General features: G+C 69.4%; 13 protein-coding genes. 5 read left to right on the top strand and 8 right to left on the bottom strand.

What is annotated here, in order from left to right; translation table 11 throughout:
• Positions 1 to 57: 57 nt before the first annotated feature.
• From Q1K09_RS04265 to Q1K09_RS04245, 5 genes are read right to left on the bottom strand one after another with little or no spacing between them, the layout of a single operon-like run.
• Positions 58 to 1,614 (bottom strand): AMP-binding protein, encoded by a 1,557-nt coding sequence (locus Q1K09_RS04265; protein ID WP_300343547.1) that lies wholly within the window; start codon positions 1,612 to 1,614, stop codon positions 58 to 60.
• A gap of 1 nt (position 1,615) precedes the next feature.
• The gene (locus Q1K09_RS04260; protein ID WP_300343545.1) at positions 1,616 to 2,875 is read right to left on the bottom strand and encodes a 2Fe-2S iron-sulfur cluster-binding protein; all 1,260 of its coding nucleotides are present in this window, start codon (positions 2,873 to 2,875) and stop codon (positions 1,616 to 1,618) included.
• Positions 2,872 to 3,771, bottom strand: a complete 900-nt coding sequence (locus Q1K09_RS04255; RefSeq protein WP_300343543.1) for an FAD binding domain-containing protein — start codon at positions 3,769 to 3,771, stop codon at positions 2,872 to 2,874. Before Q1K09_RS04255 ends, Q1K09_RS04260 begins: the two co-directional genes overlap by 4 nt.
• Before the next feature lies 1 nt (position 3,772).
• Positions 3,773 to 4,552 carry an enoyl-CoA hydratase/isomerase family protein gene (locus tag Q1K09_RS04250; RefSeq protein WP_300343541.1) on the bottom strand — a complete coding sequence of 260 codons (780 nt, stop codon included), beginning with the start codon at positions 4,550 to 4,552 and terminating at the stop codon, positions 3,773 to 3,775.
• A gap of 12 nt (positions 4,553 to 4,564) precedes the next feature.
• On the bottom strand, positions 4,565 to 7,009 hold the full coding sequence (locus Q1K09_RS04245; protein ID WP_300343540.1) for a xanthine dehydrogenase family protein molybdopterin-binding subunit: 2,445 nt from the start codon (positions 7,007 to 7,009) through the stop codon (positions 4,565 to 4,567).
• Positions 7,010 to 7,155: 146 nt separating this feature from the next.
• Between Q1K09_RS04245 and Q1K09_RS04240 the strand changes: the two genes are divergently transcribed.
• Positions 7,156 to 7,713: a PadR family transcriptional regulator gene (locus tag Q1K09_RS04240; protein WP_300343538.1), complete on the top strand. Its 558-nt coding sequence runs from the start codon at positions 7,156 to 7,158 to the stop codon at positions 7,711 to 7,713.
• A complete protein-coding gene (locus Q1K09_RS04235; protein WP_300343536.1) occupies positions 7,710 to 8,312 on the top strand; it encodes a nucleotidyltransferase family protein in 603 nt (200 codons plus the stop codon). Before Q1K09_RS04240 ends, Q1K09_RS04235 begins: the two co-directional genes overlap by 4 nt.
• 11 nt (positions 8,313 to 8,323) lie before the next feature.
• On the opposite strand, the gene Q1K09_RS04230 is transcribed toward Q1K09_RS04235, so the two are convergent.
• From Q1K09_RS04230 to Q1K09_RS04220, 3 genes are read right to left on the bottom strand one after another with little or no spacing between them, the layout of a single operon-like run.
• A complete protein-coding gene (locus Q1K09_RS04230) occupies positions 8,324 to 9,304 on the bottom strand; it encodes a molybdenum cofactor biosynthesis protein MoaE (protein ID WP_300343534.1) in 981 nt (326 codons plus the stop codon).
• Between the two features lie 5 nt (positions 9,305 to 9,309).
• Positions 9,310 to 9,816 (bottom strand): cyclic pyranopterin monophosphate synthase MoaC, encoded by a 507-nt coding sequence (moaC, locus tag Q1K09_RS04225; protein ID WP_300343532.1) that lies wholly within the window; start codon positions 9,814 to 9,816, stop codon positions 9,310 to 9,312.
• Between the two features lie 9 nt (positions 9,817 to 9,825).
• On the bottom strand, positions 9,826 to 11,166 hold the full coding sequence (locus Q1K09_RS04220) for a molybdopterin molybdotransferase MoeA (RefSeq protein ID WP_300343530.1): 1,341 nt from the start codon (positions 11,164 to 11,166) through the stop codon (positions 9,826 to 9,828).
• A 94-nt stretch (positions 11,167 to 11,260) separates the two neighbouring features.
• Here Q1K09_RS04220 and moaA point away from each other — a divergent pair, with 94 nt between their 5' ends.
• From moaA to Q1K09_RS04205, 3 genes are all read left to right on the top strand, one after another.
• Positions 11,261 to 12,313: a GTP 3',8-cyclase MoaA gene (moaA, locus tag Q1K09_RS04215; RefSeq protein ID WP_300343702.1), complete on the top strand. Its 1,053-nt coding sequence runs from the start codon at positions 11,261 to 11,263 to the stop codon at positions 12,311 to 12,313.
• Between the two features lie 2 nt (positions 12,314 to 12,315).
• Positions 12,316 to 12,651, top strand: coding sequence for a MoaD/ThiS family protein (locus Q1K09_RS04210; RefSeq protein ID WP_300343528.1), 336 nt, complete (start codon positions 12,316 to 12,318; stop codon positions 12,649 to 12,651).
• Positions 12,648 to 13,114: extracellular solute-binding protein (locus Q1K09_RS04205; protein ID WP_300343526.1), on the top strand; the 467-nt coding region annotated here is incomplete at its 3' end. The genes Q1K09_RS04210 and Q1K09_RS04205, both read left to right, overlap by 4 nt.

The raw sequence follows: 13,114 nt of genomic DNA, 5'->3' as shown, positions 1-13,114 counted from the left end.
GGGGCCACCTTCTTCGGTCAGGGAGGACTCATCCTGGGTTTCGGTATCGGATTGGGGTCACTGGGGTGCGGTCTCGCGGGTCTCGTATTCCCCGGCCACCAGCTTGCGGCGCAGAATCTTGCCGACGGGGGACTTGGGGATGGCAGTGACGATCTGGATCTGCTTGGGCCGCTTATAGGGCGAGAGCTGCGCCTCGGTGCGGATCCAGGAGGCGATGGCCTCGGTCAGCTCGGCGGGGTCCTTGGTCTCGTCCTGGGGAACGATGAAGGCGGTGACGGCCTGCCCCCATTTCTCGTCCGGCAGGCCGACGACGGTCACCTCGGCGATCTCCGGGTGGTGGGAGAGCACATCTTCGACCTCCACGGGGTGCACGTTCTCGCCGCCGGTGATGATCATGTCGTCGACCCGGCCGTCGACCCAGAGGTCGCCGTCCTCGTCGAGGTGTCCCAGGTCGCCGGTGTGGTACCAGCCCTCGCGCAGGGACTTGGTATCGGCGTCGGGACGGTTCCAGTAGCCCTGGAAGGACTCATCCGAGTCCAGGCTCGCGACGATCTCGCCCACTTCCCCCACCGGCAGCTGCTGGTGGCCGCTCTGGGTCTGCGGGTCGACCACCATCAGGCGGGAATGCAGTCCGGCCCGCCCGGCGCAGCCCGGCTTGGCTGTGGCATCCTCGGCGATGGAGAAGGTGTAGACCTCACTGGATCCGTAGTGGTTGACGAAGACCGTCGGGTCCAGCTCCCGGGTGAGTCGCTGGCAGAGTGCAGAGGTCATGGGCGCCCCGGCGAAGGCCAGTTTCCGCACGGAGGGGGCGATGCGGCTGAGCTGACCGGTCTGAGCCAGCGCCCAGTAGGCGGTGGGCACCAGGTAGAGCGCGCTGATCTGCTCCGCGGCAATCAGCTCGATGGCGCGGCGAGCGTCATAGGCCGGAAGCTCCACGAATTTGCCCCCGATGACGACCATGGACAGCAGTGAGCGCAGGCCCATGGTGTGATACATCGGCATCGCGCCCAAGGTGGACTCCCCATAGGCGTACTGGCACTGCATCACATGGGCGGTGGAGGCGGCGTACTCATTGCGCTGGGTGCGCGGCACCCCTTTGGGCCGGCCCGTGGTGCCGGAGGTGTAGAGCATCACGCTGGGATCGGATTCGGCCACCTCGACCCCGGGGGCGGAGGTATCGGCCGCCGCGACGGTCTCCTCAAAGTCTTCGGCCCCCTGAACTGGGCGGGAACCGGCGTGCAGCACCCGCGGCCGGTGGCTGCTGCTGCTCAGCGCCTCGCCGGCCACCTCAGCGGCGTAATCGTCAGTGATCACCACCGCGGGTTCGGCGTCGTCGAGGCAGTAGGCCAGCTCGGCGGCGGAGAGGCGGATGTTCAGCGGGGTGGACATCACGCCCAGCTTCTGCAGCGCCAGGTGGGTGGAGGCCATCACCTCCGTGTTCGCCAGGAAGGTGGCGATGCGGTCGCCGCGGGTGACCCCGGCGGAGGCGAGCGCCTGGGCGATCTGATTGGTGCGCTCGTCCCACTGGCGGTAGGTCATACGGCGCTCTCCGGCGAAGCCGGTCCGCTCCGGGAAGCGGGCTGCCGTCCATTCCAAGGTGCGGCCTAACTGCATGTCATCTCCTTCTCAGGCGGTCCACGAGCGATTGTGCGCGCTGGGACATCAGGCGGGTGAACATCGCCACGGCGCTCGGTGCCTGGGCCTGGGTCGGCTCCTCGCCGCGGGCGGTGGCATCGAGGGCTTGGGTGAACTGGGCGAACATATCAGCGCTGACATCGCCGGCCAGTGAGCGTCCCATCTGAGCGATCTTGCCGACCATGAACAGTTCGGCGTCGGCCGAGAGCAGGCTGCCGCCCTCGTGCGGCTTGGCCGCCAAGGCGACCCCGGCCTGCACACTGCCTCCGGCGGCGTCCTCGGCCTGGGCGACTGCGCGGATGGAGCGGTTCTGCTCATCGCGTTCGGTGACGTGGATATCGCCGACGAAGGAGAGCTTCACCGGTCCCAGTGCGACGCGTATCCGGCCCAGATAGCGGTCATTGCCGAAGTCTTCGACCAGCTCGGCCCCGGGCAGGCAGCGGGCCACCCGGTCGGTGTCCTGCAGCACCTCCCAGATCTCCTCCGGGGTGGCCTGGACGTGCTCCTCCACGCTGACGGTGACGGTCGGCTGGGAGCTGGGCAGGGTGATCTCGGCCGGACCCCGGCTCTGCAGCTCGTCCTCTGCGCTGGAACCGGGTCCGCCGGTGCTGCTGCGCGGCAGCAGCTGGCCGGTTCCGCAGTTGCGCGGGGCCGGCACGCCCTCGGGATTCTGCTGGGCGACGTCGGAGACGGCGTCCATGATGTGCCGGTAGCCGGTGCAGCGGCACAGTACCCCGGACATCTTCTCCGGCAGTTCGTCCTGGGCGACGCCTGGCTCGTGGTCAAGCAGGTCGTAGGCGCTCATCAGCATTCCCGGGGTGCAGAAGCCGCACTGCAGAGCGTGGTGGCGACTGAAGGACTCCTGCAGCGGATGCAGGTCGTCGGGCTTGCCCAGTCCCTCGACGGTCATGATCTCGGCGCCTTCGAGCTGGCAGGCCAGCAGCAGGCAGGCGCGGGCGGCATCGCCGTCGACGATGACTGTGCACATCCCGCACACCCCGTGCTCGCAGCCGATATGCGTGCCGGTCAGGCCCAAGTGGTCGCGCAGCGCATCGGAGAGCGTGACCCGGGGGGCGACGTCCACCTCGGCGGGTCGGCCGTTGACGGTGAAGGAGACGCGGAGAGTCTCCTCGGCCTCGACGCGCAGCACCTGCTGCCGGTCTTCGGCTGCGCCTGGGTCCTGGCGCCAGCTGCTCAGTCGGCTCTTCAGGGCGTTCAGGGGCGCAGCTGTGGGGCTCATGCGTGGGTTCTCCTCCTGCTGTCGGTCCAGGCCCGCACCAGCGCTCGGGTGCCCAGCACCCGCATGAGGCGGCGGCGGTACTGCTGTGAGGCGTGGGCGTCCGAGGCGGTGACCACCTCCGCGGCGATCTGGTCCACGGCCTCGGCCAGGGTGGTGGTGAGGGCCTTCTCATCGGCCCCGTGCTGGCTGACCGCCTGCGCCATAGGGACGGTGAGGTCACGGTGCTGGGCCCGGTCGGCCACCCCGAATCCCACCAGCGCCGCCTCGGTGACTGCATCACCGTCGCGGCGCACACGCGCGGCGGCGCCGGCCAGGGCGAAATCGCCGTGGCGACGGGCCAGCTCCTCGAAGCCGAAGCCCTCTCCCGCCCTGGGGGTCGGAACGGTGACCGAGGTGACCAGCTCCGCGGGGGCAAGCACAGTGGACATCGCGCCGGTGAAGAACTCTGCCGCCGGGACGCGTCGCCGTCCTTCGGGCCCGACCACGGTCAGCGTCGCGTCCAGGCACAGCGCCACCGCGGGCAGCTCAGCGGAGGGGTCGGCATGCGCCAGCGAGCCGCAGACGGTCCCGCGGCTGCGGATCTCCCGGTGGCCCACCCACGGCAGGGCGCGCCCCACCAGCGGGACCCGGCGGGCCAGCTCGCGCTCAACTCTTCGCTGCCGCACGGCTGCGCCGATGCGCACGGTGCCGACGTCGTCCTGCAGTTCGGCCAGCTCCCTCACTCGGGTGATGTCCACCAGGGTCTTAGGGCGACCCAGACGCATGGCCAGGACCGGCAGCAGGGACTGCCCACCGGCGATCACTTTGCCGCCTCCGGTGCTCTCAGCGCGCTCCAGCTCGGCGACGACGTCGTCGAGCCTGGTGGGACGCACGTAGGAGAAGGGCGCAGCTTTCACGTCAGCGACCCTCGAAGCGGGGCTTGCGCTTCTCGGTGAACGCCGCCACGCCTTCGGCGAAGTCGTGGGTGGCGCGCAGCATGGCGTAGGACTTCCGCTCCAGTTCGATGCCGGAGTACAGCGGGGCGTCGATTCCGCGGTCCAGCACCTCCTTGACCGTGCGCAGCGCAACTGGGGAGTACCCCAGCAGGGCGGAGAGCACACGCTCGACCTCGGCCTCCAAGCCCTCGGCGTCGTCGCTGACCGAGGCGACGATGCCCCAGTCCAGAGCCTGCTGCGCTTTGATCCGCTCAGCGGTCATCACGTGGTACTTTGCGCGGGAGAGGCCGATGAGCCGGGCCAGGCGCTGGGTTCCTCCGGAACCGGGGATCATGCCCAGGCGCATCTCCGGCAGGGCGAACTCGGTGCGGCTGGTGGCCAGCCGGATGTCGGTGGCCAGGGCCAGTTCGAATCCGACGCCGAAGCAGTAGCCGTCCACGGCGGTGATCACCGGCTTCGGTGAGCGGGCCGGCGCGGTGATGTCCTGACCGAGATCGGTCAGATCATAGGGCTCAACCTCCATGAATCCGGCGATGTCTCCGCCGGAGGTGAAGTGCTCACCTTCGCCGCGGATCACCACCGCCTGGATGTCATCGTCCTGGTCGATCTCCGCGAAGCGCTCCGCCATCAGGCTGCGGGTCTCCATGGTGATGATGTTGAACCGCCCGTGGTTCAGTGTGAGATTGGCGACTCGGCCGTCGTGGCTGCGTTCGAGCCGGATCTCTCCGCCGGTGAGGGGCATATATCTTCTCCTTCAGTGTTGGGCAGTCTTCTGGTCTTCGGAGCCGCTGAGCAGGTCATGGATGACATTGCCGTGCAGCGGAAGCGAGGTGATCTCAATGCGATGGGCCGAGAGAGCGTCCTCCACGGCGCTGGCCACCGCGGCGGGGAAGCTCATACTGCTGCCTTCCCCGGAGCCCTTGGCGCCGAGCTTGGTCACCGGTGAGGGGGTGACCACCCGGTCTCCGGTGAGCGGGAAGTCGGCCTCTGCGGAGGTCGGCACCAGGTAGTCCATGAATGTGGAGGTCGGCTGGCCGCTCTGGTCGTAGGCCATCTCCTCATAGAGGGCTCCGCCGAGTCCGTGCACCATGGCGCCGTGGACCTGCCCTTCGATCAGCAGCGGGTTCAGCACGGTGCCGGCGTCGTGGACCGCATTGACCTGCTCGATGGAGATCTCATAGGTGTCTGGGTCGATGCGCACCTGGACCACCTCGGCCACGAAGCCGTAGCACAGGGACGAGTTGATCTGATCGGTGCGGGAGGCTGCGGTGGACTGCGGAGGGGTGAAGGCGGCCTCCGCGTAGAGCTGCGCGTCGATGCCGTCCGGCAGGGAGCCGGGGTCCCAGTGGACCAGACCGGCCGCGTGCCGAAATGCGACCGAACGCTGGGGATGCTCAGCCACCCGGACCGTGCCCTCGGCGAGCTCGAGATCCTGCGGCGATGCTTCCAGCAGCACTCCGGCGGCCACTTTGATGGTCTCAGCCACCCGGTCGGCGGCCTCCACCAGGGCGGAGGTCAGCAGCGGGGAGAACCGGGAGGAGTAGCTGCCGGAGGTCACCGTCCACGGCGTGCTGTCGGTGTCCATATCCACTTTGGGCACCACGCTCGCCAGCGGCAGGCCCAGCCGGTCGGCCACCACCTGGCGGGCCACCGTGGCATGACCCTGCCCCTGCGGGACAGTGCCCAGCAGCACCGAGACGGTTCCGAACGGGTCCACCGAGACCCGCACATGCTCAGTGGAGCCGGACTTATCCCTGCCCGGGGGCCGCTCCTCAGCCGGAGTGGCCAGGCCGACGTAGCCGATATTGGTCGCTGAGGGCTCTACGGCCAGGGCGATGCCGGTGCCGACGAGCTCGCCGCGGCTGCGGGCCTCCTCCTGCCGGGCGCGCAGCTGCTGATACTGGCTGGACTCCACCACCTTGGCCACCGCCTGCTCGTAGTCCCCGGAGTCGTAGATGCCGCCGGTGGGGGTGGCGTAGGGGAAGGCGGAGGAGGGCACCAGATTGCGGCGACGCAGCTCGACGGGGTCTTCCCCGAGGGTGCGGGCGATCTTGTCCATCAGCCGCTCCAGGCCGAAGTAGAGCTGCTGACCGCCGAAGCCGCGGTTGAGTCCAGTGGGCGCCTTATTGGTGACTACTGCCCGCGAGCGCAGCCGCACGTTCTGAATCCGGTAGGCGCCGGTGATATTGCCGAAGCAGCGGTAGAGGGTGGCCGGCTCCGGGGGACGCAGATAGGCGCCGACGTTCTCCCGGAAGTCGACGTCGAGGGCTTCGACCATGCCCGACTCACTGACCGCGGCGGAGAAGCGCATCACCCGGTCTGAGCCGGCCGAGGAGGCGAGCAGGTGCTCGATCCGGTCCTCGGTCCAGCGCACCGGGCGACCGGCGTACTTGCTGGCGACCGCCATCAGCGCCACATAGGGGTAGATCCCGGCCTTGATGCCGAAGCTGCCCCCATTGTCCTGGGGAATGATCAGCCGCAGCTGCGCGGTCCCGATGCCCAGGGCCCCGGCCAGCACCGGAACCATGGAGAAGGGTCCGTGGAAGTTCGACCAGGCGGTGACCTGCGGCCCGTCCGCCTCCTCCCGCCACTCGGAGATCACCGAGTAGCACTCCATGGGCGTGGAGGAGTAGCGCGGGAAGCTGTATTCGCCGCTGACCACGTGGGCTGCGCCGTCGAAGGCCGCCTCGACGTCGCCGAAGGTGAAGAGCCGGTCGCTTGCCACATTGCTCTCAGCAGTGTCGTGCAGCAGCGGGGCATCCTCACGCTCGGCCTCGGCAGTGTCGACCACCGCAGGCAGCAGCTCATAGTCGATGTGCACCAGCTCGGCCGCGTCCTCTGCGGTGTAGCGGTCAGTAGCCACCACCACCGCCACCGGTTCGCCGACGAAGCGGACCTTATCGGTGCCGGTGGGGTAGTACGGCATCGGGGTCTTCAGCGACAGCGGGAAGGGCCGGAGGGTTTCGAGGACCTCCTCGGGGCCGATGACGGCGGCCACGCCGGGGTGCTGCCGTGCTCGCTCCAGGTCGACTTCGCGGATGCGGGCGTGCGGATGCGGGCTGCGCACCACTGCGGCGACCAGAGTGCCCGGGACCGGGTCCAGGTCGTCCAGGAACCTCCCCCGGCCGGTCACCAGCGCCGGGTCCTCCACGCGCGCCAGGGCCTGACCCACGTAGTTGCCGCTTCCGCTCTGCGCCACTTCCGCTCCCTTGCGAGATGCTCCACCGCCCGCACACTCTGATACGGACGTTATGTTTCATACTATGTGACCTAACATACATAGCGTCGCGGTGCCGCGCAACTGCCTGAACCGCCTGCGGCAACGAGGTGAGAGAATGAGCAGTTATGGTTCGACTGACGACGACGTCCTATGTGGTGCTGGGGCTGCTGGGCCTGCGCGGACCCTCGACGTCCTATGACCTCAAACGGGCGGTGGGTCATTCGGTCGGGTACTTCTGGCCTTTTCCCCACGCCCAGCTCTACTCCGAGCCACGCCGCCTGGCCGAAGCGGGGCTGCTGGATGTGACCACGGAGAACGGCGGCCGCCGCCGGCAGACCTTCTCGCTGACCGAGGAGGGCCGGCGCGCCCTGCAGGAGTGGTTGGCCGTACCGGAGACGGAGCCGATGCAGGTGCGCGACGTCGCCGAGCTGAAGCTGTTCTTCTCCGAACTCGCCTCCGATGAGGACATCCTCTCTCTGGCGCGCGAGCAGGTGCGGCAGCACCAGGAACGCCTGACCACCTATGAATCCATGCAGGAGCGCTTCGGCTCCGTGGACTCCTTGGCCTCCCGACTGATCCCCCTGGAGCTGGGCATAGCGATGGAACGTGCCGCCCTGGAATTCTGGCAGAACCTGGCGGCCCGGATGGAGCAGCCCGATCAGCCCAGGGGGGCTGCTGAGTGAGTTTTGTGGGGCTGGTGCTGGCCGCAGGCGCTGGGCGGCGCATGGGCCGGCCGAAGGCTCTGCTGCGCGATGAGGCAGGAACTCCCTGGGTGAGGATCGCTGCCGATCTGCTCAGCGCAGCCGGCGCTGACGAGGTGCTGGTGATGCTCGGCGCCCAGGCCGAGCAGGCCGCTGACCTGGTTCCCGACGGTGCGCAGCCGGTGGTCGTCCCAGACTGGGAGGAGGGGATCTCGGCATCGGTGGGGGCCGGGCTGCAGGCCGCCCAGCGCCGGGCCGCCGCATCGGGCGCACAGCCGTGCGGGGCGCTGATCACCCTGGTCGACCTTCCGCGCATGGTCCCGGAGGCGGTGGCCCGGGTGCTGGCCCAGCCGCTCTCGCCTGCTGACCTGCGCCGGGCCAGCTACGGCGGGAGACCGGGCCATCCGGTGTTCATCGGCCGGGATCATTGGGCGGAGCTGTCCGGCCAGCTGCGTGCCGATATCGGGGCGCGGGAGTATCTGCGGCGCCATGGGGTCGCGCATGTGGACTGCACGGATCTCCCCGGCGGTGATGACATCGACTCGCTGCCGCTGCCCGGGGCTGACGCTGCCGGAGGCTGAACCGCTGCGGTCTACAGGCCGACCCACTCCCGTGTGCCGTCGGTGAAGAACTGCTCCTTCCAGATGGGCACGCGCTGCTTGATCTGCTCGACCAGCTCGGCGCAGGCAGCGAAGGCTTCGGCCCGGTGTGCCGAGGCCGCGGCCGCCACCAGCGCGTGATCGCCCAGAGTCAGCTGCCCGATGCGATGTTCGGCCCAGAGCCGGACGTGCGGATGGGCTGCGGCCACCTCAGCCGCCGTCTGCTCCAATACCGCGGCGGCGCTGGGATGTGCGGTGTAGTCAAGGCGCTCCACCTGCCGGCCCTGATCATGGTTGCGCACCACTCCGCAGAACACGACGACGGCGCCCTCGTGCGCCGTCGCGGTCTCCTGCTCCGCCCGAGCCGGGTCCAGTGGGCGGTCACAGATGCCGGTGTGCACCACCGTGCCGGACTCCTGGTCGGGTTCGGTCGATGCGGTCCGCTGCGCGGACTCAAGCGCTGCCGATTCCTGCGTCCGCTCCGATGCCCCGGACCGCTGCCGGATGTCAGCCGTGTGGTGGCCGCGGTCCCCTGCGAGCTGATCACACAGATGCGGCAGCATCTCAGCCAGCACGGCCATCCCCTGGGTGACGGCTGTGGGCGATCCCGGGAGGTTGACGACCACCGTGGAGCCTGCCACTCCGGCCACGCCGCGGCTGAGCGCGGCCAGCGCCGTCTGGCTTCGGCCCTCGCTGCGCAGCGCCTCTGTGATCCCGGGGAGCCGGATGTCCAGCAGCGGCTCAGTGAATTCCGGGGTGCGGTCGTCCGCAGTGACTCCGGTGCCTCCGGAGGTGATGATCACTGCGGGGGGATCCTCCTCCAGCAGCTGGCGCAGGGCGTCTCCAACGGCCTCGCCGTCGGGAACGATCACCGGCTCGCGCACGGTGAATCCGGCCCGCTCGGCGGCATCGGCGATGAGCGGGGCGGACTTGTCGGCCCGCGTGCCGGCGGCCGCGCGGGTGGACACGATCACCGGCGTCAGACTGCACGGCGCACCCATGTGCCGCTCCTTCCTCCGGATTTGGCCAGCACCTGCTGGTCGGTGATGACTGCGCTGCGGTCCACGGCTTTGATCATGTCGTACAGGGTCAGGGCGGCCACCGAGGCGGCGGTCAGCGCCTCCATCTCCACTCCGGTCCGCCCGGTGGTGCGCACTTCGGCTGTGATCAGCGCATTGCCCGGGGCTGGGGCGTCGAGCTGAACCTCCACGCTGACTTTGCTGATCGGCAGCGGGTGGCACAGCGGCACCAGTTCAGGGGTCTTCTTCGCCGCCATGATTCCGGCGATCCGGGCGGTGGACAGCGCATCGGACTTCGGCAGGTCATCGGCGGCCAGCAGCCGGGTCACCTCCTCGGTGGTGATCAGCACCGCCTGCGCTGAGGCGGTGCGCACTGTCACCGACTTCTGGGAGACATCAACCATATGTGCGCTGCCGTCGTCGTTCAGGTGGGTCAGTGAGGTCTTGCGGGAGCCGTCGTCTGCCATTCCCCCAGATTAGAGCACGATGGCGGGGCGGAGGCTTCCCTCCGGCACGTGGGTATCGTCGTCGCTCAGCTCCAGCAGGGCGTCGGCCGCGGCCAGGTGGCCCAGCAGATGAGACCCTGGGCCGCCGACCAGCTCCGCCCGGTGGGCGTCTTCACCGACGTCGACCAGACGCACTCGGCGGTACTGCCGGAGTCCCGCCGGGGAGTCCACCGGCTCGGTCAGGCGCGCGCGGACCCGTTGGGGGGCGGGGCAGGCGGGGTCGAGCGCTGCCAGTGCCGGTCGGAGCAGGGTCTGCAGGCTGACGGCGGCGCTGACCGGGTTGCCGGGCAGGGCGACGACGGCCGGCACGGCGGAATCCGGGGCGTGCGAGGGCACGGTTTCTGCAAGCGAGGTCGGCGGGGGCGCCGCGGTCTGCAGGCGCCCGGCTCCCTGGGGCCCGCCGGGCTGCTGGGCTACGGGCCCGAACCTGATGCCGCGAGGCTGCAGCGCCTGGCGCACCACCTCAAAGGCGCCGGCGCTGACTCCTCCGGCGGTGATCAGCAGGTGCGGCCGGTGTTCGTCCAGCAGTCGGTCCAGGGCGGCGAGAAAGTCTTCCGGGTCGTCGGTGGAGGCCTGAGCCGTCGTCGTCCGGTGGCCCCATCCGGCGCAGACCGCCGCGATCATCGGCGCATTGGCGTCATAGATCTGGCCCGGCCCCAGGGCGGCGCCGGCGGGCCGGATCTCTTCGCCGGTGGAGAGCACCAGGGTGCGCAGCTGCTCCCAGACACGAATCTCGGCGATTCCGCAGCCGGCCAGCAGGCCGATCCGCCTCGGGGTGAGCAGGTCGCCGGGCCGGAGCAGCTGCTGACCGGCTCGCACATCCGAGCCGGCAGGGCGGATGAAGCGCCCGGGCGTCAGATCGCCTGGCTGGAGGTCGGAGAACTGCACCGTCGCCCCGGGACGCCCCGCTGAGTTCAGGTGCGCGAAGCCGTCCCTGGTCCGCTCCACCGGTACCACCATGTCTGCGCCTGCGGGGATCTCAGAGCCTGTCATCACCGCCGCGGCGGCTCCTTGCGGCAGCGCAGGGGCCGCGGCGCCGGCAGGCACTGCAAAGGCCAGCGGCACCGCACACTCGCCCGCGGTCAGGTCCTGTCTCCGCACGGCGAAGCCGTCCATCTGGGAGTTGTCGAAGCTGGGCAGCGCTATCGGGGCAGTCACCGGCGCCGCGACCGTGCGTCCGGCGAGGGCAGGGCCCACCGGCACCGTCTCAGTCTCGCGATCTGCCAGAACCTCGCTGAGCAGGGTCTGCAGCCGGTTGATGTGCACGGGGACTGGCTCCCGCGCCGTGGGGCGCGTAACATGCGAGGCCATGGCAGTCAGCGTAGCAATCCACCCCCGTCGGCCGGATCAGCAGGGTCCGCATCCGGCTGCGGAGCAGGGCGCTGCGTCGCGCCAGGCACCGGCGATGCCGGCCGGTGGTCTGAATCCTGCAGCGGATGGGCTGCTGGACCGCTATGGTCGGCGCGCCACGGATCTGCGCATCTCGCTGATTGATAAATGCAATCTTCGCTGCACCTACTGCATGCCCGAGGCGGGGCTGCCCTGGCTGCGCCGTGAGCAGCTGCTCTCCGCTGAGGAGATCCGCCGGCTGGTGCGCATCGGCGTCGAGGTTCTGGGGGTGCGCGAGCTGCGGCTGACCGGCGGCGAGCCGCTGGTGCGCAAGGACCTGGAAGAGATCATCGGCGGTATCCGCGCCGACCATCCGGAGCTGCCGATCGCACTGACGACCAATGCCATCGGTCTGGAACGGCGGGCGGAGGCCCTGGTGGCCGCTGGGCTGGATCGGGTGAACATCTCGCTGGACACGATTCACCGCGAGTCCTTCGCGGAACTTACCCGCAGGGACAGTTTGGACAAGGTGCTGCGCGGAGTGGAGGGGGCTGCCGCCGCTGGTCTGACGCCGCTGAAGATCAACGCCGTGCTGATGCGCGGACTCAATGATCAGGGTGCGGCGGACCTGCTGGCCTGGTCGCTGCAGCACGGCTATGAGCTGCGCTTCATCGAACAGATGCCCCTGGATGCCGATCAGCAGTGGAAGCGTGAGGCCACAGTCACCGCAGCCGAGGTCCGTCAGCTGCTCAGCGACCATTACGAACTGACTCCTACCGACGAGGATCGGGGCAGCGCCCCAGCCGAACGCTTCGACGTCCGCCGCCGCGGGGAGCAGGCCGTGCTGGGCCGGGTGGGGATCATCGCCTCGGTGACCGAACCGTTCTGCTCAGCGTGCACCCGCACCCGGGTGACCGCGGAGGGCCGGGTGATGAGCTGCCTGTTCTCCACCGAGGAGACCGACCTCTCCGCCCTGCTGCGCGATGAATCGGCCACCGATGCGGACATCGCGCACCGCTGGGCCGAAGCCATGTGGGTCAAGCCCGCGGCCCACGGCACCGACCGGCCGGGCTTCGAACTGCCCGGATTCACCCGTCCGCAGCGCTCTATGTCCGCCATTGGAGGATGATCGTGTCATCTACGCCTGAGGCCCAGACCTCGTTCGCGCAGCCGGCCCCCTCTGCCGGGACGGTCACCATACGCTTCTTCGCCGCGGCCGAGGAGGCCGCCGGCACCGGGGAGCTGACCATGCAGCTCAGCGGTGCCGAACAGCCGTTGGGGGAGGTTCTGTCCGCCCTGCCCGAGCAGCTGCCGCCGCCTCAGGCCGGGGCCTGCGCGGTAGCCAGCCTGTCCCGGGTGTGCGCCCGCAGCAGTTATCTGCTCAATGGTCGTCAGGCTCGGCCGGAGACTGCGGTGCTGCGTCACGGCGACCAGCTGGATATTCTTCCCCCTTTCGCCGGCGGATGAAGTCTTCACCTCGCTTCCCCGGTGCGCTGTGCGCCGGGCTGCTGATCGCTGCCGCGCTCCTCAGCTCCTGCGCGCGCGCCGACGATGAGGAGTTGACGGTGTTCGTCGCCGCCTCTATGCACGAGGTGATGGAGGAGATCGCAGATGACTTCACGGCAGAGACCGGCACCTCCGTGAGGCTGCAGGCCGCCGGTTCGGCCACCCTGGTCGAGCAGCTGAGTCACGGTGCCGACGGTGATGTGCTCATCACCGCAGACGAGCACTGGATGAGCAAGGCCGCTGAGGAGGGCCTGCTCGCGGGGCGGCCCCGGGATGTGGCCGGCAATGAGATGGTGCTCGCCGTTCCGGACGGAAATCCCGCCTCCGTAGGCTCACTGCAGGACGTGGAGGATGACGACGTCGACGTCGTCGTCTGCGCTCCCCATGTGCCCTGCGGCAGGGTGGCCGAGGATCTGCTGGCTGA

It is taken from the genome of Nesterenkonia sp., assembly GCF_029265375.1.
GTDB lineage: Bacteria > Actinomycetota > Actinomycetes > Actinomycetales > Micrococcaceae > Nesterenkonia.
The sequence above is the reverse complement of the archived record's forward strand: the minus strand, read 5'-3'. Positions and strand labels throughout refer to the sequence as shown.

What these genes read in the sequence shown, in the direction of transcription:
- Q1K09_RS04240 (WP_300343538.1), top strand. Translation starts at nt 7,156, where the DNA reads ATGGTTCGACTGACGACGACGTCCTATGTGGTGCTGGGGCTGCTGGGC.
- Q1K09_RS04220 (WP_300343530.1), bottom strand. Translation starts at nt 11,166, where the DNA reads ATGGCCTCGCATGTTACGCGCCCCACGGCGCGGGAGCCAGTCCCCGTG.
- Q1K09_RS04250 (WP_300343541.1), bottom strand. Translation starts at nt 4,552, where the DNA reads ATGCCCCTCACCGGCGGAGAGATCCGGCTCGAACGCAGCCACGACGGC.
- Q1K09_RS04265 (WP_300343547.1), bottom strand. Translation starts at nt 1,614, where the DNA reads ATGCAGTTAGGCCGCACCTTGGAATGGACGGCAGCCCGCTTCCCGGAG.
- Q1K09_RS04260 (WP_300343545.1), bottom strand. Translation starts at nt 2,875, where the DNA reads ATGAGCCCCACAGCTGCGCCCCTGAACGCCCTGAAGAGCCGACTGAGC.
- moaA (WP_300343702.1), top strand. Translation starts at nt 11,261, where the DNA reads ATGCCGGCCGGTGGTCTGAATCCTGCAGCGGATGGGCTGCTGGACCGC.
- moaC (WP_300343532.1), bottom strand. Translation starts at nt 9,816, where the DNA reads ATGGCAGACGACGGCTCCCGCAAGACCTCACTGACCCACCTGAACGAC.